This window comes from Amycolatopsis sp. NPDC001319 (assembly GCF_042896185.1).
Taxonomy (GTDB): Bacteria; Actinomycetota; Actinomycetes; order Mycobacteriales; family Pseudonocardiaceae; genus Amycolatopsis.
In genome coordinates, this window is sequence record NZ_JBIAWY010000012.1 from 207,512 (window position 1) to 227,420 (window position 19,909).

22 protein-coding genes are annotated in these 19,909 nt (G+C 73.4%); 12 read left to right on the forward strand and 10 right to left on the reverse strand.

Features of this window, described 5'->3' with window-relative positions:
* A complete protein-coding gene (locus ACFY1H_RS37880; protein WP_366583631.1) occupies positions 1-381 on the forward strand; it encodes a hypothetical protein in 381 nt (126 codons plus the stop codon).
* 3 nt (positions 382-384) lie between these two features.
* On the opposite strand, the gene ACFY1H_RS37885 is transcribed toward ACFY1H_RS37880, so the two are convergent.
* Positions 385-1,266: a DMT family transporter gene (locus ACFY1H_RS37885; RefSeq protein ID WP_386954598.1), complete on the reverse strand. Its 882-nt coding sequence runs from the start codon at positions 1,264-1,266 to the stop codon at positions 385-387.
* 70 nt (positions 1,267-1,336) lie between these two features.
* Between ACFY1H_RS37885 and ACFY1H_RS37890 the strand changes: the two genes are divergently transcribed.
* Positions 1,337-2,221, forward strand: coding sequence for a LysR family transcriptional regulator (locus ACFY1H_RS37890; protein WP_386954600.1), 885 nt, complete (start codon positions 1,337-1,339; stop codon positions 2,219-2,221).
* 30 nt (positions 2,222-2,251) lie between these two features.
* Here the strand turns inward: ACFY1H_RS37890 and ACFY1H_RS37895 are convergent, their stop codons facing one another.
* The 4 genes from ACFY1H_RS37895 to ACFY1H_RS37910 all read right to left on the reverse strand — a co-directional run bounded on the left by ACFY1H_RS37895 (position 2,252) and on the right by ACFY1H_RS37910 (position 7,280).
* On the reverse strand, positions 2,252-3,664 hold the full coding sequence (locus tag ACFY1H_RS37895) for an alpha/beta fold hydrolase (RefSeq protein WP_386954603.1): 1,413 nt from the start codon (positions 3,662-3,664) through the stop codon (positions 2,252-2,254).
* 122 nt (positions 3,665-3,786) lie between these two features.
* Entirely contained in the window at positions 3,787-5,043 is a 1,257-nt protein-coding gene (locus ACFY1H_RS37900) for a bifunctional 3,4-dihydroxy-2-butanone-4-phosphate synthase/GTP cyclohydrolase II (protein WP_386954606.1), read from the reverse strand.
* A 103-nt stretch (positions 5,044-5,146) separates the two neighbouring features.
* On the reverse strand, positions 5,147-6,052 hold the full coding sequence (locus ACFY1H_RS37905) for a hydroxymethylglutaryl-CoA lyase (protein ID WP_366583636.1): 906 nt from the start codon (positions 6,050-6,052) through the stop codon (positions 5,147-5,149).
* A 10-nt stretch (positions 6,053-6,062) separates the two neighbouring features.
* Complete coding sequence (locus ACFY1H_RS37910) at positions 6,063-7,280, reverse strand: CaiB/BaiF CoA transferase family protein (protein ID WP_386954610.1); 1,218 nt, start codon at positions 7,278-7,280, stop codon at positions 6,063-6,065.
* Positions 7,281-7,441: 161 nt separating this feature from the next.
* Here ACFY1H_RS37910 and ACFY1H_RS37915 point away from each other — a divergent pair, with 161 nt between their 5' ends.
* Positions 7,442-7,948, forward strand: coding sequence for a flavin reductase family protein (locus tag ACFY1H_RS37915; RefSeq protein WP_386954613.1), 507 nt, complete (start codon positions 7,442-7,444; stop codon positions 7,946-7,948).
* 3 nt (positions 7,949-7,951) lie between these two features.
* On the opposite strand, the gene ACFY1H_RS37920 is transcribed toward ACFY1H_RS37915, so the two are convergent.
* Complete coding sequence (locus ACFY1H_RS37920; RefSeq protein ID WP_366583639.1) at positions 7,952-8,959, reverse strand: AraC family transcriptional regulator; 1,008 nt, start codon at positions 8,957-8,959, stop codon at positions 7,952-7,954.
* Between the two features lie 313 nt (positions 8,960-9,272).
* On the opposite strand from ACFY1H_RS37920, the gene ACFY1H_RS37925 reads away from it, so the two are divergent.
* The 3 genes from ACFY1H_RS37925 (at position 9,273) to ACFY1H_RS37935 (ending at position 12,963) form a co-directional block, all read left to right on the forward strand.
* Entirely contained in the window at positions 9,273-10,763 is a 1,491-nt protein-coding gene (locus tag ACFY1H_RS37925) for an aldehyde dehydrogenase (protein ID WP_386954616.1), read from the forward strand.
* Between the two features lie 30 nt (positions 10,764-10,793).
* On the forward strand, positions 10,794-11,972 hold the full coding sequence (locus ACFY1H_RS37930; protein WP_366583641.1) for an LLM class flavin-dependent oxidoreductase: 1,179 nt from the start codon (positions 10,794-10,796) through the stop codon (positions 11,970-11,972).
* Between the two features lie 142 nt (positions 11,973-12,114).
* The gene (locus tag ACFY1H_RS37935) at positions 12,115-12,963 is read left to right on the forward strand and encodes a helix-turn-helix domain-containing protein (RefSeq protein WP_386954620.1); all 849 of its coding nucleotides are present in this window, start codon (positions 12,115-12,117) and stop codon (positions 12,961-12,963) included.
* Positions 12,964-12,966: 3 nt separating this feature from the next.
* Here the strand turns inward: ACFY1H_RS37935 and ACFY1H_RS37940 are convergent, their stop codons facing one another.
* Positions 12,967-14,430 (reverse strand): amidase, encoded by a 1,464-nt coding sequence (locus ACFY1H_RS37940; protein ID WP_386954623.1) that lies wholly within the window; start codon positions 14,428-14,430, stop codon positions 12,967-12,969.
* Between the two features lie 215 nt (positions 14,431-14,645).
* Here ACFY1H_RS37940 and ACFY1H_RS37945 point away from each other — a divergent pair, with 215 nt between their 5' ends.
* The 3 genes from ACFY1H_RS37945 to ACFY1H_RS37955 are packed head-to-tail and all read left to right on the forward strand — an operon-like array spanning position 14,646 to position 16,233.
* Complete coding sequence (locus tag ACFY1H_RS37945) at positions 14,646-15,146, forward strand: methylated-DNA--[protein]-cysteine S-methyltransferase (protein WP_366583644.1); 501 nt, start codon at positions 14,646-14,648, stop codon at positions 15,144-15,146.
* Positions 15,143-15,637, forward strand: coding sequence for a sigma-70 family RNA polymerase sigma factor (locus ACFY1H_RS37950; protein ID WP_366583688.1), 495 nt, complete (start codon positions 15,143-15,145; stop codon positions 15,635-15,637). Before ACFY1H_RS37945 ends, ACFY1H_RS37950 begins: the two co-directional genes overlap by 4 nt.
* A complete protein-coding gene (locus tag ACFY1H_RS37955) occupies positions 15,634-16,233 on the forward strand; it encodes a methylated-DNA--[protein]-cysteine S-methyltransferase (protein ID WP_366583645.1) in 600 nt (199 codons plus the stop codon). The genes ACFY1H_RS37950 and ACFY1H_RS37955 overlap by 4 nt, the downstream gene beginning before the upstream one ends.
* A 10-nt stretch (positions 16,234-16,243) precedes the next feature.
* Here ACFY1H_RS37955 and ACFY1H_RS37960 read toward each other — a convergent pair whose 3' ends face one another.
* Entirely contained in the window at positions 16,244-16,426 is a 183-nt protein-coding gene (locus ACFY1H_RS37960; protein ID WP_386954626.1) for a hypothetical protein, read from the reverse strand.
* A gap of 566 nt (positions 16,427-16,992) precedes the next feature.
* Between ACFY1H_RS37960 and ACFY1H_RS37965 the strand changes: the two genes are divergently transcribed.
* Both ACFY1H_RS37965 and ACFY1H_RS37970 read left to right on the forward strand, forming a co-directional pair.
* Positions 16,993-17,226, forward strand: a complete 234-nt coding sequence (locus ACFY1H_RS37965; RefSeq protein ID WP_366583647.1) for a hypothetical protein — start codon at positions 16,993-16,995, stop codon at positions 17,224-17,226.
* Between the two features lie 124 nt (positions 17,227-17,350).
* Entirely contained in the window at positions 17,351-17,656 is a 306-nt protein-coding gene (locus ACFY1H_RS37970) for a hypothetical protein (RefSeq protein WP_366583648.1), read from the forward strand.
* 6 nt (positions 17,657-17,662) lie between these two features.
* Here ACFY1H_RS37970 and ACFY1H_RS37975 read toward each other — a convergent pair whose 3' ends face one another.
* Positions 17,663-18,055, reverse strand: a complete 393-nt coding sequence (locus ACFY1H_RS37975; protein WP_386954630.1) for a hypothetical protein — start codon at positions 18,053-18,055, stop codon at positions 17,663-17,665.
* A gap of 106 nt (positions 18,056-18,161) precedes the next feature.
* On the opposite strand from ACFY1H_RS37975, the gene ACFY1H_RS37980 reads away from it, so the two are divergent.
* Complete coding sequence (locus tag ACFY1H_RS37980; protein WP_386954703.1) at positions 18,162-18,812, forward strand: response regulator; 651 nt, start codon at positions 18,162-18,164, stop codon at positions 18,810-18,812.
* A 235-nt stretch (positions 18,813-19,047) separates the two neighbouring features.
* On the opposite strand, the gene ACFY1H_RS37985 is transcribed toward ACFY1H_RS37980, so the two are convergent.
* Entirely contained in the window at positions 19,048-19,893 is an 846-nt protein-coding gene (locus ACFY1H_RS37985; RefSeq protein ID WP_386954633.1) for a hypothetical protein, read from the reverse strand.
* Positions 19,894-19,909 lie beyond the last annotated feature (16 nt).

Consider the following 19,909-nt stretch of genomic DNA (forward strand, 5'->3'; position numbering starts at 1 on the left):
GTGACCGATCCCGCCGCCGACCCCCGGCCCGTGGTGTTCGAGACCCGTGCCGGCGCCGGTCCTCGCGCGCCCCGGCGGGGCCGCCAGGTGCTCGGTGCTCTCGCCGGCGCCGTGGTGGCGGCCGGTGCCGCGGCGGGGATCGTGTGGGGTGGCACGGCCGTGTGGTCCCTCGTGGACCCGGGCCGGACGGCCGACGCGCCGGCCCCGTTGTGGATCCCGCCGCCGCCGCTCGTCACGGCGGTGTCGGCCCCGCCGTCGGACGACAACCCGCACACCTCCGGCTCCCGGGCTCCGGAACCCGGCGACGACCACGGCGGTGATCGCGGTGGCCGGGGTTCCGACGACAACGGCGGTGGCCGCGGCCGCGGCGGGGGCCGCTGACGCTCACCCGACCGGTTCGCGCACACGCGCCTTGCGCCGCGCGGTGATGAGCACGACCCCGCCCACGGCGATCGCGCCGCCCACCAGCTCGATGGGCGCGGGGACCTCGCCGAGCCAGACGTAGGCCACGGCCAGCGCCACCACGGGCACGAGGTAGAGCGCCGACGTCGCCGCGGTGACCGTGTTGCGCGCGACGCCGTAGCCCCACAACACGAACCCGAGCGCCGAGGGCAGCAACCCCAGGTACAGCACGGCCGCGTGCGCCGACGCGGGCGCGGTTTCCAGGCCGTGCCAGGCCGCGGGGGCCAGCGGCAGCGAGAAAACCGTGCCGGTCCACATCGCGTAACACGCGACTTCGAGCCCGGAGTAGTGGCGCAGCAACGGTTTGCTGCAGAAGTGGTACGCGCCCTGCACGAGCGCCGCGGCGAGGACCACCCACGCGGCGGTCGAGTACCGCACGTCCCCGCCGGACAGCGCGATGAGCGCCGAACCGCCGAGCGCGACGGCACTGCCGAGGAGGCCGCGGGCGCCGAGCCGTTCACCGAGGAACGCCGCGGCGAGCACTGCGCTGAACACCGGCGCCGTGGCCACCAGCAGGCTCGCCGTGCCGGCGGGCACGTGCACCTCGCCCCAGTTGAGCAGCACCTGGTAGGCCGCCATTCCCGTGAGGCCGCACAACGCGATGAGCGGCAGGTCCTTGCGCCGCGGCAGCCGCACGCCCAGGAACGGCGCCGCGACGGCCAGCGCGACCGAGGCCACGACGAGCCGCGCCAGCGACAGCCCGAGTGGGCCGTAGCCGTCGAGCCCCACACGGACCGCGGGGAAGGCCGAGGCCCACAGGACGACGGTGCCGCCGATGGCCAGAACGGGTTTCGAGGTGCTCACCGGGCCAGTGTGGGCGTTATGATGCGGTAGATCCAGTTAGTCTTTGCTTCGAGATCGGGAAGTTCGGCTTATGTTGGAAGTCCGCCGCCTGAGGCTGCTGCACGAGCTCGCGCACCACGGCACCGTCGCCGCGACGGCCGAGGCGCTCAACCTGACCGGTCCCGCCGTGTCTCAGCAGCTCGCGGCCCTGGAACGCGAGGCGGGCACGCCGTTGCTGGAACGGCGCGGGCGCACGCTCGCGTTCACCGCCGCCGGTGAGCTGCTGGTGTCCCACGCCGACGTGATCCTCAGTGATCTCGCGGCGGCCGAGTCCGCGCTGGCCGCCGTGCGGTCCGACGGCGCGGGCACCGTCCGGGTGGTCGCGTTCCCGTCCGCGGCCAGGACCCTCGTCGCTCCACTGTGGACGAAACTGCCCGGGGTGTCGCTGCGGCTGGTCGAGCAGGAGCCGGAGTCGGCGATCGGCACGCTGCTGCACCAGGAAGCCGACGTCGCCGTGGTGCACAGCTACAGCCTGCTGCCGCGCGAAACCCCCGCCCGGTGCGAAGAACACCACCTCGCCGACGACCCGGTGCTGCTCGCCGTGCCGCCGGCGCTGGCCGAGGCGCGCGCGCTCGCGGACGGCCAGAAGGTGCGCCTGGCGCGGTTCTCGGCGGTGCCCTGGCTGGTGCCGTCGAAGGAGTACTCGTGCCACGAGATGATCCAGCGCGCGTGCGGCGCGGCCGGGTTCGTACCCGACGTGGTCGCCGAGGCCACCGACTTCGCCGTGCTGACGGCGCTGGTGGCGGCCGGTGCGGGCGTCGCGTTGATCCCGCGCATGGCCTTGCCGGACTCGCACGCGCCGGTGAGCCTGCACCCGCTGGCGAACCCGGTGTCGCGCAAGGTGTACGCGGTCACGCGGCTGGGCACGGGACGGCGGCCGGACGTGGGGGCCGTGCTCACCGGCCTCGGCGCGTGACGGCAGGGGTGCGCAGGGGTCCACAAAGGACTACCCGGAACACGTGTCGTTCGACGTCGCCCCGGTGGTGAAGAACTCGACGCCGTCGGCCGCGCACGGGAGGTGGGCGAACGACGAGTGCACGTCGTCGGTCACGGTCAGGAGCGCGCCACCGACCTTCGCCTGCATCTCGCGGGCCCACGGGAACGGGGTGTTGGTCTCGAACTCGTGCCCGACGAGCTGCAGCGGGCTGGAGCCGCGTACGAGCGCGGTGGGCTGCGGCGCGAACGGCCAGCCGGCGCACCGCGCGTCGCCACCGGGTTCGTAGGCGGCCACCGGGTACCGGGCGGCGAGCTCGAGCCCGTGCGCCCACGCCTGGTCGACGTCGCGGGCGCCGGGGGAGTCGTTGCAGTTCACGGCGGCCAGGACGAACCCGATCTCCCCGTCTCGGTAGCCGACGTCGAACCCGTTGCCGGCCGGTGCGGCCGCGGGCGGTGCCGTGGCCGCCGGCGGCGTTCCGTCGCGGGCGTCGGCGAGTGCTTGCGCGGCTGCGGCCCAGTCGGTGCGGGAGGCGAGCAGTTGCCGGTTGGCCCAGTGGTCGTCGCGGTCGGCCAGGGGCTGGGCCGCGAGCCGGCCCCGCAACGCGAGCAGGGCCTGCGAGACGGCCGCGGCGGTGCCGCCGAACCCGTACGTCGCGTCGCGATCGGCGAGCCAGCGGGTGAAGTCGTCGAAGTGTGCTTCGGCCGCGGCGGCCTGGTCGTCGGACCGCCTGACGGCCTCGCCCGGCGCGAGCACCGAGTCCAGGAGCATCCGGTCGACGTGGCCGCCGAACAGGCTGCGGTAGGCGGTGCCGAGTGCCGTGCCCCACGAGTTACCGAAGTAGCCGATCTTCTCCTCGCCCAGCGCCCGGCGGATCACGTCCATGTCGCGGGCGATGTTGGCCGTGGTCATCGACCGGGCCAGCTCGGGGTCCTTCCCGGCGCAGGTGCGCATCCGGTCCGCGACGGCCTGCGCCTGGTCCTTGAAGCGCTGCTCGGCGGTGTCGGTGGCGGGCGGCCGCGGCACGTTCGCCGGATCCAGTTCGGGGCAGCCGATCTTGTCGCTGTAGTCCGAACCGCGGATGTCGAACCCGATCAGGTCGTGCGTGCGGCCGATCCCGGCCAGCTCGGTCCGCGTGAGCTCGTCCGGGAAGGTCGTGCCCTGCTCGCCGGGTCCGCCCGGGTTGACGAGCACCACGCCTTGCCGGTGTGCCGGATCGGTCGCGCGGACCCGGCTGACGGCGATGGTGAGTTGCCGGCCGCCGGGCCGGCGGTAGTCCAGCGGTACGCGGACCGTCGCGCACTCGCTCGCTTCGCCGTTCGCCCAGCCTTCGGCGATCTTCGCGCATTGCTGCCACTGCAGGCCTTGCGCCGGTGGCGGGGCCACCGCCGTCGTGAACGGCACCGCCAGAACCGCCAGTACCACAGCCGCACCCTTGGCCACGTCGTCCGCCTTTCCGTGGACTGCACCGTCGATCTTCGTCGGGACCGACGGTGCCGGGCGGGTGTGCGCGGATTGTCCGCGGCGCGTACTGGTTCGGTAACGGCTCAGCCGGTGCTCTCGTCGACGTCGAGGGTGTGGCCGAGGCGCTGCTGCTTGGTCCGCAGGTAACGCAGGTTGTGCGCCGTCGCGGCGGCGGGCAGGCCGACGCGGTCGACGATCTCGAGGCCGTAGCCGTCGAGACCGCCGTATTTGGCGGGGTTGTCGGTGATCAGGCGCAGGCGCGTGATGCCGAGGTCGGCGAGGATCTGGGCGCCGACGCCGTAGGAGCGGGAGTCGACGGGCAGGCCCTGGGCGGTGTTGGCGTCGACGGTGTCCAGGCCGGTCTCCTGCAGGGCATAGGCGCGGATCTTGTGCGCCAGCCCGATGCCGCGGCCCTCGTGGCCGCGCAGGTAGACCACGGCGCCCGCGCCCTCGGCGGCGATGGCGCGCAGGGCTTGTTCGAGCTGCGCGCCGCAGTCGCAGCGCAGGGAACCGACGATGTCGCCCGTGAGGCATTCGCTGTGCACGCGCACGAGGGCGCCGCGCGGGCCGCGGCTCGCGGCGGCCACGTCACCGTGGACGAGGGCGAGGTGCTCGGTGCCGTCCGTGGTGGACCGGTAGGCGACGGCCCGGAAGTCACCGAAGACGGTGGGCATGGCGGAGGTGGCGACGTGCTCCACGAAGCGTTCCGTGGCTCGCCGGTAGCGCACGAGGTCGGCGATCGCGAGTACCGGCAGGTCGTGCTCGGCGGCGAACCGCGCGAGCCGCTCGCCGCGGCACATCGAGCCGTCCTCGGCGACGATCTCGCCGATCACGCCCACCGGTTCCTGCCCGGCCAGGCGCAGCAGGTCGACGGCGGCCTCGGTGTGCCCGGCGCGCACGAGCACCCCGCCTTCCCTGGCGCGCAACGGGAATACGTGCCCGGGCCGCCGCAGCTCGCCGGCGCGGGTGCCCGGCGCGGCGAGCGCGCGCAACGTCTTGGCCCGGTCCGCCGCCGACACTCCCGTGCCGCTGCCGACGTGGTCGACGGTGACGGTGAACGCGGTGCCGTGGGCGTCGGTGTTGTCCTCGACCATCGGCGGCAGGCGCAGCGCGTCGGCGCGCTCGGCGGTCATCGGCGCGCACACGATGCCGGTGGTGTGGCGCACGACGAACGCGAGCTGCTCCGCGTCGGCGACGGCGGCGGGCAACACCAGATCGCCCTCGTTCTCCCGGTCGGCCGCGTCCGTCACCACGATCATCCGGCCCGCCGCGAGCGCCGCGACCGCGCGCTGCACCGCCAGCGTCGAGGGCAGGCCGGCCGGGGTGGGTGGCTGGGTCATCGTCGGCTCCTGGGAGGTCGGGGTCGCTCCGGCGTGAGGTTACGAGCACCGCGACGGCCGGGATAGCCGTAACCCGCAGCGGAATGGCCGTTGTGCGTATCGGTCAGCCGCGCCCGCGCGGCCGGTTCGGGCCGCCGGCGCGGTAGAGGTTGCTCGGCAGCCCGTGTCCCACGGCGCGTTCCACCACCGCGGCGGCTTCGAGCACCTTGCCGAGGTCGAGTCCGGTGTCCACACCGGACTCTTCGAGCAGGTACACCACCTCCTCGGTGGCGATGTTCCCGCTCGCGCCGGGCGCGAACGGGCAGCCGCCGAGCCCGCCGACCGACGCGTCGATCTTCGTGACCCCGGCCTGCAGCGCGGCGAGCACGCACGCGAGCCCGGAGCCGCGGGTGTTGTGGAAGTGCACGCCGAGCTCGACGTCCGGGCACGCCTCGCGCACCCGGCCCAGCAGCTCGGTGACCCGCCCGGGCACGGTGGTGCCGATGGTGTCGCCGAAGCACAGCTCGTCCGCGCCGAGGTCGACGGCCCGGCGCGCGAGGTCCACGGTGCGGCTCACCGGCGTGCGCCCGTCGAAAGGACAGTCCCACGCCACGGCGAGGATGGCCTCCAGACGCCCGCCCGCGTCGTGCGCGAGCTTCGCGACCTCCGGCACCGCGGCGACGGCCTCGTCGGTCGTCCGGCGCGCGTTGGCGAGGCTGTGCCCGTCGGACGCGGAGATCACGTACTCGAGGTCGGCCATCCCGGCGGCCACGGCCCGGCGCGCGCCGCCGCGGCCGGCCACCAGCGCGGAGAACGCGAGTTCGGGCCAGCGGCCGAGCTCGGCCGCGAGCTGCTCGGCGTCGGCGAGCGCGGGTACGGCGGCAGGGGAGACGAACGACGTCACCTCGACGCGCCGCACACCTGTGGCGGCCACGGCCTCGAGGATGTCCAGCTTGGCGGCGAGCGGGATCGGCGCTTCGAGCTGAAGGCCGTCGCGCAGCCCGACTTCGCGCAGGTTCACGGGACTCATTGCTTGCCTCTCAGACGATTCCGGCTTCGGTGAGCTCGGCCAGCTCGGCGCCGGTGAGCCCGAGCAGTCCGGTGTAGACCTCCGCGTTGTGCGTGCCCGGGTGCGCGGGACCGGCCCAGCGCACCGCGCCCGGCGTGCCGCTCAGCACCGGCATCACCCCGGGGCCCAGCACTTCCTTGCCGATCGCGTCGTCGAAGTGCGGCAGCAGCATGTCGCGCGCCCGGAACTGCGGGTTGGCCACCACGTCGGCGACGGTGGCGACCGGCCCGACGACCACGCCGGCGGCCTCGAGGATCGACGTGAGCGTGGCGGAATCGTGGCGGGCGGCCCATTCGCCGAGGAGCGCGTCGATCTGGTCCTGGTTGCGCCCGCGCGCCACGTGGGTGGCGAACCGCTGGTCGGTCACGAGGTCCTCGCGGCCCATCGCCGTGCACAGCCGCGCGAACACCGTGTCCTGGTTGGCGGCGATGACGATCCAGCGTTCGTCGGCGCAGCGGTAGAGGTTGGACGGCGCGAGCCCGTCGAGGCGGGTGCCCGACGGTTCGCGCACCAGGCCCGTGGCGTCGTAGTCGGGGATCACGGACTCGAGCATCGCCAGGCAAGCCTCGGCCAGCGCGACGTCCACGACCTGGCCGCGTCCGCTGGTGCTGCGCGCGTGCAGCGCCGCGAGCACGCCCTGCGCGGCGAACATCCCGCCGAGCGAGTCGCCCAGCGACAGCGCCGCGCGCGGCGGCGGGCCGCCCGGGAACCCGTTGAGGTAGCGCATTCCGCCGACCGCCTCGGCCACCGACGCGTAGCCGGGCCGCTCGGCGTGCGGGCCGGTCTGCCCGTAGCCGGAGACCCGGGCGAGGATCAGGCCGGGGTTGCGCTCGGCGAGCACGTCGAAGCCGAGGCCCCAGCGTTCGAGCGTGCCGGGGCGGAAGCTCTCGACCACGACGTCGGCAGTGTCGGCGAGGCGCAGGAACAGCTCTCGGCCTTGCGGACGGCGCAGGTCGAGCGTGACGCAGCGCTTGTTGCGGGCGTGGACGGTCCAGAAGAAGTGGTGCCCGTCGAGCTCGGCCTGGCCCCACACGCGCAGCGGGTCGGGCCGGTCGGGGGCTTCGAGCTTGATCACGTCCGCGCCGTGGTCGGCGAGCAGCCGGCCGCAGAACGGGCCGGCGATGAGCGTGCCGAGCTCGAGGACGCGGATCCCGGCGAGGGCGCCGGCGGGGAGGTCGGTGGCAGACACGACGCACACCGTAGGAACGCGGGTGAGCGGCGAGATATCCGATCGCGGTGGCGGACTATCCGTCCTGTGCGCCGCCGCGCGAAGCCGGTCCGCGCGCCGCGGCTATTCGCCCGCGGTTGGCGGATGGTGCCGGGCGGGAACTGCTCTTACCGTTGCGGCGCATGGACAACCGGACAAGCACCGAGCCGCCGCAGGTCGAGCCCACGCACATGCGCGAGGTCCTCGGGCACTTCGCCTCCGGCGTCGTGATCGTCACGGCGCGGGCGCCGGGCGGCCCCGCCGGGTTCACCTGCCAGTCGTTCAGCTCGCTCTCCCTCGACCCGCCGCTGGTGTCGTTCGCGCCCGCCCGCTCGTCCACGAGCTGGCCGAAGATCCGGGCCGCCGGGCGCTTCTGCGTCAACGTCCTCGCCGAGGACCACACCGAGCTGAGCACCGCCTTCGCCCGCTCGGGCACCGACAAGTACGCGGGCGTCGCCTGGCGCCCGGCCCCGTCCGGCGCGCCGATCCTCGACGGGGTGGCCGCGTGGATCGACTGCACGCTGGAACACGAGTACGCGGGCGGGGACCACACGATCGTCGCCGCCCGCGTGCAAGCGCTGGGTGCGGATCCTTCGCGGGCGCCGCTGCTGTTCCACCGCGGCGCGTACGGGATCAGCGTGCGGGACTGAGGCTCACGCCGAGACCGCCCGCAGCGTTTCGCGCGGCAGCTCACCGAAGCGTTCCCGGTACTGCTGCGCGAAGCGGCTCTGGTGGAAGAAACCCCAGCGCAGCGCGATGTCCGTGACGCGCGTGAGGGCCGGATCGCTGCGCAGCAGCTCGGCGCGCACGTGGTCGAGCCGGATGCGGCGCAGGTGGTTCATCGGCGACTCGCCCAGCACCTGCTGGAACGTGGCGTGCAGCGTGCGCACGCTCATGCAGCCGACCTTCGCCAGCTCCTGCGGGGTGAGCGGCTCGTCGGCGTGGGCCTCCATGTACTCGATCACCGGGCCGAGCCGGCTCTGGCGCACGGGATCGTCGGGCGCGGCGAGGTCGTCGGCGAACTGGTGGCGCCCGGCGTGCAGCAGCTGCGTCATCACGAACGCTTCGAGCTGCTCCCGCGCGATCGGCATGTCGGCGAGGCCGCCGGGGCGGTCGAGCTCGCGGGCGAGGAACTCCACCGACGAGAGCAGGGTGCTGCCCGCGGGCGTGGTGAAGTCGATGCCGAAGTCGAAGTCGAGCACCTCGTCGACGGGGCGGTTGAGGTGCTCGCCGAGGTGGGCCTCCAGCGTCCGGCGGCCGATCTTGAGGATGAGCTGCGCCGCGTCCGGCGACCAGCGCACGGTGTTGACCTGGTCGGGCAGCAGCACGACGCCGCTGGTGCGCGCCCGCGTGGTGGCGCGGCGCCCGTCGGTGCGGTCGGCGTCCGTGCGGCCGGCGATGGTGAGGTTGACGTGGTAGCAGTCCTCGGTCGGCGGCATCACGAGCTTCGCGCACGACTGGTAGCTGAGGTAGCCGACGGTGAACATGCGGTCGGCGGTCGAGTTCAGCGTCATGTCGAGCTCGTTGCCGGGCACGGTCAGGTCGTGGTCCAGGTAGATCCTGGTGACCGCGTCGCGGGCCTCCTCCAGCGAGCGGGTGCCGAGCACCCGGTAGCGCGACAGCGGCGCCTCGGCCGGGACGGCCTCAGGACGGGCAGCCATCCGACACCTCCTTGTGTCGTCTCTGCTCAGTGTCGGTTCTTCTCCGGCGGCCTCGAACGGCGAGGCCGGTGCTCCGGGCCAGCTCGACACTAGGTGGTCGCCGCGGCCCCCTACTAGCCCGAAAGCGCGTGGCGCTATCCGCTGAGTGCAGCACTGCCCGGCCGGGTGTGCTTCTCGTCTCGCCGGGTGGGACGGGCTCCTTCGCGCTGAGGGGATCCGCGGCTGCCGTCCGGGGATATCGGCGGGCCGCCGCCGATCCCTAGCGTTTCCCGGCATCCCCAGGCGCCAGCCCCCTGCAACGAAGGAGAGGTCGATGACGACCACCTCAGCGCCATCGCTGGAGGAACTCAAGCTCTTCATCCACGGCAAGTCCGTCGACGCCCGCTCGGGCCGGACCTTCGAGTCGCAGGACCCCTACGCCGGCCGGCCGTGGGCCCGGCTCGCGGACGGCGGTCCCGAGGACGTCGACGAGGCCGTCGCATCGGCCCGGGCGGCGTTCGAAGGCGAGTGGGGCGCGATGACCGGCTTCCAGCGCGCCGCGATCATCCGCCGCTGCGGCGACGCGATCGCCGCCAACGCCGAGCGTCTCGCCCGGCTGGAGGTCAACGACTCGGGCAAGCTGCTGCGCGAGATGCTCGGCCAGCTCAACAGCCTGCCGCAGTGGTACTACTACTTCTCCGGCCTGGCCGACAAGATCGAGGGCCGCACGGTCCCGCCGGTGAACCCGAACTACTTAGGCTACACCCGGCGCGAACCGGTCGGTGTCGTCGGCGCCATCACGCCGTGGAACTCGCCGCTGCTGCTGCTCACGTTCAAGCTCGCCCCCGCGCTCGCGGCGGGCTGCACGATGGTGGTCAAGCCGTCGGAGCACGCGCCGGCCTCGACCGTCGCGTTCGCCGAGGTGCTGCACGAGGCCGGGCTGCCCGCGGGCGTGCTCAACGTGGTCACCGGCTGGGACCGCGCCACCGGTGAGGCCCTGGCCAAGCACCCGGGCATCGACAAGGTCGCGTTCACGGGCTCGTCGGCGACCGGTGCCAAGGTCGCGCAGGCCGCCGTCGCGAACTTCAACCGAGTGACGCTGGAGCTCGGCGGGAAGTCGCCGCAGGTCGTGTTCCCCGACGCCGACCTCGACGCGGCCGCCAACGGCCTGGTCGCGGGCGTGTTCGCGGCCACCGGGCAGACCTGCATGGCCGGCTCGCGCCTGATCGTGCACGCCGACGTCCACGACGCGCTGGTCGAGAAGGTCGTCGCGCGGGCCAACGCCATCAAGCTCGGCGACCCGACCGACGCCGCCACCGAGATGGGCCCGGTCGCCAACCGGCCGCAGTACGAGAAGGTGCTCGGCTACCTGCAGGGCGCGGCCGCCGAGGGCGCCACGTTCGCCTGCGGTGGTGAGCCCGACGCCGCTCGCGGCGGCCTGTTCGTGAAGCCGACCGTCGTCACGGGCGTCACGCCGGAGAACACCATCGTCCGCGAGGAGGTGTTCGGCCCGGTGCTGGCCGTCTACCCGTTCCACGACGAGGACGAGGCGCTCAAGCTCGCCAACGACACCCCCTACGGCCTGGCCGGTGCGGTCTGGACGAAGGACGTGCACCGCGCCCACCGCGTCGCCGCGAAGCTGCGCGCCGGCACCGTGTGGATCAACGCCTACCGCGTGATCGCCCCGAACATGCCCTTCGGCGGCTTCGGCGCCAGCGGCATCGGCCGGGAGAACGGCGTCGACGCGATCAACGAGTACACGGAGAACAAGTCCGTGTTCGTCGAGCTCACCGGCGGCACCCGCGACCCGTTCCAGCTCGGCTGAGCCACCCCCATTCCGCGAAGGAGACCCCCCATGACGATGACCGCCAACGAACGGCTCGGCCTCGCCCCGACGGACCCGCGCCCGGCCGACGAGACCCGGCCGCTGGTGGACCGGGCCGAGACGAACCCGCTGTTCGGCGACCAGAAGATGAAGCTGGGCCTGTTCGGCACCAACTGCTCCTACGGGCTGATCATGAGCCACGCCCCGAGCACCTACAAGATCACCTGGGAGCACACGCGCGAGATCGCCCAGCGCGCCGACGGCCTCGGCTTCGACGTGCTGGTGCCCGTCGCGCGCTGGAAGGGCTTCGGCGGCTCGACGAACTTCAACGGCAACTGCTTCGAGACCTACGCCTGGGCCGCCGGCCTGGCCGAGGCGACGGAGCGGATCGCCATCGCGTCGACCTCGCACCTGCCGACCGTGCACCCGATCGTCGCGGCGAAGGCCGCCACCACGATCGACCACATCTCGGGCGGGCGGTTCGCGCTCAACCTGGTGATGGGCTGGGTGCCGCCGGAGATGGAGATGTTCGGCGGCGAGCAGCGCCAGCACGACGAGCGCTACGCGTTCGGCCAGGAGTGGATCGACTACGCCGTCCGGCTGTGGACGGAGCCCGGCTCGTTCGACGTCGCCTCGAAGTACTTCCAGGGCAACGACGTCGAGGCCTACCCGAAGCCGCACCAGGCCCCGCGCCCGGCGCTGCTCAACGCGGGCAACTCGCCCGCGGGCATCGAGTTCTCCGCGCGCAACGTCGACATCAACTTCGCCTCGCTCGACACGCTGGAGAACATCAAGGCCTACACCGCGAAGGTCAAGGCCAAGGCCCGCGACGACTACCAGCGCGACATCAAGGTGATGACCTACGGGCTCGTCGTCTGCCGCGACACCGAGGAGGAGGCCAAGCGGGCCTTCCAGCAGGTCGTCGACGAGGGCGACTGGGGTGCCGCGGGCAACGTCATCAAGATCGCCGGGTCGGGCGCGAGCCAGTCGTTCGACCACGCGGTGAAGGAGATGCAGGAGCGCTTCATCGCCGGCTGGGGCGGCTACCCGATCGTGGGAACCCCGGAGCAGGTCACCGAGGAGCTCGGCGCGCTCAACGAGGCCGGGATGGAAGGCATGATCTTCGGCCTCATCGACTACAACGAGGAGCTGAAGTACTTCGGCGACAACGTGATGCCGCTGCTGAAGCAGGCCGGCCTGCGTCACTGAAGTCCGGGGTCGCAGGGCGGGTGTCCTGCGGCCGGACGTGCGGCTCCGGGCGGGTGGCGGACCCGTCCGGAGCCGAACGCCTTCCTGTGCTTGCGAAAAGCGGCGGTAGGATCACCGGCCGCGATTTGCGAGGATGGGTGGTGTGAACAGCCCGGACGAGCTGGCGTCGACGCTGCGGGGCTGGCGGGAACGGCTGGTACCCGGCCGGGCCGGCCTGCCGGTGCACGGGCCGAGACGGGCGCGCGGGCTGCGGCGCGAGGAGCTGGCCGTGCTGGCCGGGCTCTCGGTCGACCACGTCGTTCGCCTGGAACAGGGCCGCGCGCCGGCTCCCGGGGTGCAGGTGTGCGTCGCGCTCGCGCGGGCGTTGCACCTGTCCGACGCCGAGCAGGAACGGCTGTTCCGGCTCGCCGGCCACGAGCTGGGCGGCGGCCGCGTGGGACGGCTGGTCCCCGAAAGCACGCGGCGGCTGCTGGAACGCCTCGACGACCACCCGATCGCCGTGCACGACGCGATGTGGACGCTCATCGCGTGGAACCGGCCCTGGGTCGCGCTGCTGGGCGAGCCCGCCGCGCGCGACGACGAGCGCAACGCCGTGTGGCGCCACTTCACCGGCTGCCCCACGCGCACGGTGCTGACCGCGGCCGAACGCGAGGACTACGAGACCGCGCTGGTCGCCGACCTGCGCCTGGCGCAGTCGCGCTACCCGCGTGACCCCGACCTGTCGGCCCTGGTCGGCCGGGTCGGCTCCGCGAGCGAGGGGTTCCGCACCCGGTGGGACGCCCCGGGCGTCGACGGCCTCGCCCGCCAGCCGACGTGCCTGACCGTGGTCCACCCCGACGTCGGGCGCCTCGACCTCGACCGCGACGTGCTCGCCAGCCGCCACGGTGACCTGCGCATCGTCGTCTGCACGGCGCGTCCCGGCACGGAGTCCGCCGCACGGCTGGCGTTGCTCGGCGCGCTCGAGTTCGAGTCGATGGCCCCGCCGGGTTAGCGGCTACCCGCGTTCGAGGTCCGGTGCGGTGAACCCGCCCATCTCGCGCTCCAGCAGCTCGGCCAGGCGCAGGGGCGTGCGGTCCTCGAACATCGGCCCCACGAGCTGGACCCCGACCGGCAGGCCCGCGTCGTCGAGGCCGGTGGGGACGACCGTGGCCGGCAGGCCCGGCAGGGTGGCGAGGCCGGCCCACACCAGCTGGTCGCCGTAGGGGTGCTCGGCGCCGTCGACGAGGACGTGCCGCAGCTCCTGGTGCGGTGAGTGGTCGTGGGGGAACGCGGGGGTCGGCGAGACGGGGCAGAGCACCACGTCGTACTCGGCGAAGACCGCGCGCCAGGAGTGCCGCTGCCGTTCGCGGGCCAGGTCGGCCGCGAACCAGTCGCGGTAGCTCAGCCGGGTGCCGCGCACGCGGGCGGCGTGGAGGCTGTCGTCGTCCGGCGCGAGGTCCGCCAGCAGCCGGCCGAACCGCTCGTAGACCTCGGCGGGGAAGTTCGTGCCGAAGGTGGCGAACAGCAGCCGCAGGTACAGCCGCGCCGACTCGGTCAGGTCGGGCAGCAGCGCGCTGCCGTGGTCGACGCGGGCGCCGGCCGCCGTGAGCGCGCCGGCCACGCGGGCGAGGCCGGCACGCACGCTCGCCGACGTCGGCATGTCCGGGTGGTCTTCGAGCACGAGCACGCGGAACTCCGCCAGGCGCTCGTGGCGGGCCGGCGGCAGGCGCAGCTCGTAGGCGACCCCGAGCGTGAGCGGATCCGGCTCGGCGAGCAGGTCGAGCAGCACGCCCAGGTCGGCCGCGCTGCGCGCCATCGGGCCGATCACCGCCAGGTCCACCTCGGTCGGCAGCGCGGGGGCCGGCGGCGGTGTGTGACCCCGCGACGGCAGCAGCCGGTACGACGGTTTGTGCGCGTAGACCCCGCAGAAGTGCGCGGGCGTGCGCAGCGAGCCGCCGATGTCCGAACCCATCGACAGCGCGCCGAACCCCGCGGCCAGCGCGGCCGCCGAGCCGCCGGACGAACCACCGGGAGTGCGGGCGAGGTCGAACGGGTTGGCCGTGGTGCCGTAGATGTCGTTGTAGGTCTGCAGATCGCCGAGGGCGAGCGGCACGTTGGTCTTGCCCAGCAGCACCGCGCCGGCCGCCTTGAGCCGGGCGACGGGCAGCGCGTCCTGCGTCGGGACGAAGCCCGCGAACGGCGGGAGACCCCACGTGGTCGGCAGCCCGGCCGCGTTGAACGACTCCTTGACCGTGATCGGCACGCCGAGCAGCGGACCGTCCTCACCGCGGGCGCGCGCCGCGTCGGCCGCACGGGCGGCGTCGAGTGCGCGGCCGAAATCGGGCACGCAGATCGCGTTGACGGCTCCGTCGTACTTCCCGATGCGCTCGATCGCGGACTCGGCCAGCTCGACGGCCGTCACCTCGCCGGCCCGCAGAGCCGCGGCGAGCTGCCCGGCCGACAGCAGGTTCGGGTCCATGCGTTCCTCCCACGACAGCGTTCCACGGCTTACGACGGCGTACCGACGGCTTGCGACGGCGTACCGACGGCGACGTTAGCGGCTCGTCCGGCCGGTCGTCCCGGACTTCGCCGGACTATCGTGGCGCGGCGGGGAAACCGCTCGCCTCGCGGATCTCACGTTTCGGCGCGCCCGCGCGTCTACCCGGGGAGAGGCGAGAAGAAGGGAACGGGGACATGAGCGTTCGGCACACGGTCACGGCGTCGCCGGTCGGCGACCTCACGCTGGTCGCGGACGGCACGGCGCTCGTCGGGCTCTACTTCGAGGGCCACAAGCGCGAACCGCGGCTGGCGAGCCTGGGGCCGCGCTCGGACGAGGGCTTCGGCGAGGCGATCCGGCAGCTGGGGGAGTACTTCGCGGGCGAACGCCGGGAGTTCGATCTCGAGCTGGCGCCACGCGGGTCCGGCTTCGAGCGCAAGGTGTGGGACTTGCTCACGAAGATCCCGTACGGCGAGAAGCGCACGTACGGCGAGCTCGCCGCCGAGCTGGGCGACCCCGGCGCCGCGCAGGCGGTCGGCAACGCGAACGGCTGGAACCCGATCAGCATCGTCGTGCCGTGCCACCGCGTGGTCGGCGCGAGCGGCGGCCTGACGGGGTACGCGGGTGGCATGGACCGCAAGCGGTTCCTGCTGAGCCTGGAGGAGCCGCCCGCCGAAGACGACGGCAGGCTGTTCTGAGCGCGCGCCCGTTCGACGAGGTCGTCACCGCCCACGGGCCCATGGTGCTGCGGGTCTGCCGGGCGGTGGTGGGCCCGCACGACGCCGAGGACGCGTGGTCCGAGACGTTCCTGGCCGCGCTCAAGGCCTATCCCGAACTGCCGGGCGACGCGAACGTGGCGGCGTGGCTGGTCACCATCGCGCATCGCAAGGCCGTGGACATCACCCGCGCCCGCGCGCGGCACGCCGTGCCCGTGGAGCGGACCCCCGACGAGCCGAGCCGCACCGGCCGGCCGGAGGACTGGGACGGTGATCTGTGGGACGCGCTGGCCGCGTTGCCGGACAAGCAGCGGGCGGCCGTTGCCTACCACTACCTCGGCGGGTTCCCGTACGAGGACGTCGCCGCCATCACGGGCGGCACCGCGGCCGCCGCCCGCCGCGCGGCCGCCGACGGGGTGAAGGCCCTGCGCGCGGCGTCGCGCCGAGGCGAGCTGGAAGGAGCAGCGCCATGACCACCGATCTGTTCGCCGCGCTGCCGGCAGACGACGAAGCCGCGCAGGACCGCCTGCGCGCCCGGCTGCTCGCCGCGGCCGAACGCGACGGTCTGCTCGACGTCGCGTACCGCACGGTCGACTCGCCGGTCGGCCCGCTGCTGCTGGCCGCGACCGGTGCCGGGCTCGTGCGGGTCGCGTTCTCCGTGGAGGACCACGGTTCCGTGCTCGCCGAGCTGGCCGCGGCGATCAGCCCGCGGGTGCTCGCCGCGCCGGCCCGTCTGGACACAGTGTCGCGTGAGCTCGACGAGTACTTCACCGGACGGCGCGAGACGTTCGACGTCGCCGTGGATCTGCGGCTGGCCAAGGGTTTCCGCCGCGAGGTGCTGCAGCGGCTCGGCGAGATCCCGTACGGCAGCACGCGAAGCTACGCCGAAGTCGCAGCCGCGGCCGGCAGTCCCAAGGCGGTGCGCGCCGTCGGGACGGCATGCGCGCGCAATCCGGTGCCGCTCGTCGTGCCGTGCCACCGGGTGGTGCGTTCCGACGGCAGTTCCGGGCGGTACCGCGGTGGCGAGGAAGCAAAACTCGCGTTGCTGGCCCTGGAAACGGCTTCCTGACACGGATTCGTCAGTGGTGGTCCTCGTCGAGGCCGTCGGCGGCGTCGAGGCCGAGGATCGCGAGCAGCAGCGCGCAGTCGTCGACGTCCTCGGCCGCCGAGGCGACCAGGCGGACCACGTGGCGGCGCTGGTCCTCGGGGAGCTCGTGGGCGCTGTGCAGGTCGGCGACGGACGGCACCGTCGTGCGCTTCACGGCCGCCCGCCCGGGATGACGGCGCCGGCGCGTGGGGCACAGGAGTATGGCGCACAGAGGTATGGAGCACAGGGGCGTGGGGCAGGGGCGCGTGACAACAGAGGCGCGTGGGCAGAGGCGGTCATCGGGCCCTCCGTTCTTTCGGCCGCGCGGGCCGCCGCCGGGGGCCGGGGCGGGGACCCTTCAGCATATCCCGTTCCGGGCTTGCCCGGTGGGGTGACGGGCAGCGGGAAAACGCTTCCTCGGGGGGCTCCGAAGCGGTTCCGGTCCACTGTGGATCTTCGATTCGGACACGGACTGTGCTCGGCCGCTTGCCGGAACCACCCGGGTGGCCGAACGACCACCGGCCTGCACGCGCCTACTCTGTGAGCTTCTTGCCCAGGACCCCGGCGACCGGCGATGGCTTGCACGCGGGAGCGGGGTGACCGGCGGTGTTGGGGGACGACAGTCCGCGCGATCCGTCCATCGAGGGCGGCGATGTGAAGACCGGGAACACTTTTCACGACTGGCCGCTGCGCCACGGCGGCGGGTATCCACCGGGCTGGCAAGTGCGGTATCGGTGCCGGGTGCGCCGTGCCGCAAGGGATTCCGCGGAACCTTCGTGGCAGGAGAAGACGGGCACGATCGTCGGCCGCGGCCTGCGCGACGAGCACACCAGCACCACCTGGGTCCCGGTGCGGCCGCGCGGAACCGCCGCCGACACCCCGGTCAGCCTGGTGCGGGCCACGGACATCCTCGACGCCCGTCCGCCTTCCGGGGGCGCGAACCTGGCCGGCGAAACGCCTTGGCCACCCTGGTGATCCACTGAGGACGGTGCGACTGTTCGGGTGAAAAACCCGGAAACCGCACATCATGGGGTAGATTCGCCGACGAGGCCCCGGACCCGCCTTCGCAGGCCGGGGGGCCAGTGAAGGGTGGAGGCGGATGACCAACGGAATCGAGACGGAAACCGGGCCGTTCGCGGTGGGGCGGAAGTTCGCGTACCTGGCGCGGGAAGACGACGGGGTGACGGTGCGGACCGGGGTGGTCGCGGGCGAATGCGTCGACACGGCGGCGGTTTCGCACGTGCCGATCGTGGACGCCGAAACCCCGGATCCGGGGTCCAGCAAGCTGGTTCCGGTCACGGACGTCACCGACGCGGCGCCGGGTCGCAACAGCCATTCGGCAGGGAACCGGCCGCGTTCGTTGCCGTGGCGGGTTTTTCACGTCGGGCGCCATCGGCGCGCCTGAGCGGGTTCAGCGTGCGGCGCCGGACCGGATGACGGTCGCCGGGCCGGGCGGGGAAGAGTCCACGGAGTCGTCGGGGGTTTCGTGGGCGACTCCCGCCCGGTCGAGGACGGTGGCCACACCGGGGTTTCCGGCGCGCACGCGGAACCGGTCGCCGGCGAGCGCGGCCGCGGACTCCGGGCTGAGTGCGGTGCACGCCGTCAGGTCGACCATCACGGCGGCGGCTCGCAGCGTCACGGCTTCGGCGAGGTGCGCGGCGAGCACCGCGTCTCCCGCGGGGCCGAGCGCACCGGAGACCTCGACGGTCACGAGCCCGGCGCTCACGAGCGTGCGCACCCGCGAAACCCCGGGCAGCGCAAGGACTTGCGGTACATCGACCTTCGGCTGGTTCTCCACGGACATCCCGCGCCCCTCTCCGGAAACCCGCGGTGGCCGGGGGCTGGGGTCCACGTGTCCGGCCAGTCTAACCGGCCGGGCGGCGTAACCTCGGTCCGTGGCCGGAGCGCGGATGATCACCGTCTTCCTCGTCGACGACCACGAGCTGGTGCGCCGCGGCGTGGCCGAGCTCGTGGGGGACGAGGACGACCTCACGGTGGCGGGTCAGGCCGCCTCCATCGCCGAGGCGCTGGCCCGGATCCCCGCCGTGCGCCCGGATGTCGCGGTGCTCGACGTCCGGCTCCCCGACGGCGACGGCGTCCGGCTGTGCCGAGACCTGCGCGATTCGCTGCCCGGCCTGCGCTGCCTGATGCTCACGTCCTTCACCGACGAGCGCTCGATGGTCGACGCCGTCCTGGCCGGCGCCGACGGCTACGTCATCAAGGACATCAAGGGACTTCAGCTCGTCGACGCGATCCGGCGCGTCGCGGCCGGCCACAGCCTGCTCGACGAGCGCGCGGTCGCGGCCCTGATGGCGAAACTGCGCGAAAGCACCCGCGGCCCCGGTCCGCTCGCCGCGCTGACCGACCAGGAACGCGTGCTCCTGGACCTCATCGGCGAAGGGCTGACCAACCGGCAGATCGCCGAACGGATGTTCCTGGCGGAGAAAACGGTGAAGAACTACGTTTCCCGCCTGCTCGCCAAACTCGGCGTGGAACGTCGCACCCAGGCGGCTGTTCTCGTCACCGCGCTCCACGACGAGGAACGCCGCGCCGGCGGTTGATCGCGGCCGGCCGGGGAGAACGAGCGTTCCCCATCGGCTGACGCGATGACACCGGAGGTGGCTTGGCGTGTCAGCGAAAATCGGGGCCGCGGTCCGTCCGCGCTGAATCGCACCGCCACGCACGCGGTCACCCGGTTGGGTTAAAAGTGTTGTGCAGCCGGGCAGGTACGGCCGACGGTCAGAGAACGAGCGTTCTCCTTGTGGTGACGGCACGTTCGGCGCTCGATCGGGGTGATCACGGCCAGCCGCGGGAGAACGGCCGTTCGTCGCTCGCGACCACGGCGTCGAGGTCGGTGTGGGGCCGCAACGGGACGGGCGCGCCGTGGCCGAGGCGCAGCAGGGCCTGGGGCCACATACCGCCGCCGAGCAGGCGGCGCAGGTCGCGGCGGCGGGCCGGCGTGAGGGTGTCGGACCAGTGCGCGGCCGACAACCCGGTCACGGCCGCCGTGAGCAGGACGCGTTGCACCGCCTGGCCGGCCTGCAGCTGGGCGAGCGGGGTGTCGTGCAGCGAGCCGACGGCGACCAGCAACCGTCCGGGTGCCGCCGCGAAGTCGGTTCCGTCTGTGCCATCGGTGCTGTCGGGAAACATGATTTCGCACAGCCGCGGCAGTTGCGCGTCGCCGATCGTGGCGAGCCAGGCGCGTTCGAGCTCGGCCGCCTTGCGGAGCTCGCGCTGCACCACCGGCGGCACCAGGGCCGCGCTGAAGGGGCTGCAGTTGCCGCGCCGCAACCGGATCGCCTGGACGAGGCTGCGGTCGACCGGCGTCACCGGCTCGAGCCCGCGCGGGCGTACGACGGCGAGGAGGTCGGGCCGCGTGGCGGCGGGCAGCAGGCGCACGTCGGGGTGGCAGCCCTGGGCCTTCACCGCGAGCCGGAGGTTCATCAGGGCTGCGCCGCAGTCGAGCAGCTGCCCGCGGCGGCCGCCCGCGGCCGGGCCCGCGTAGAGCTCGATGGACGCCGGTGTGCACAGGAACCGCCACGGGCGCGTGTCGTGCAGGGGCGGCGGGGTCGTCGCGGCGAGCAGTACGGACCGGACCTGGCGCGCGCTCAGCCGCCCGACGGGTATGACTCCGGCCTTCATGGTCACCTCCGCACCC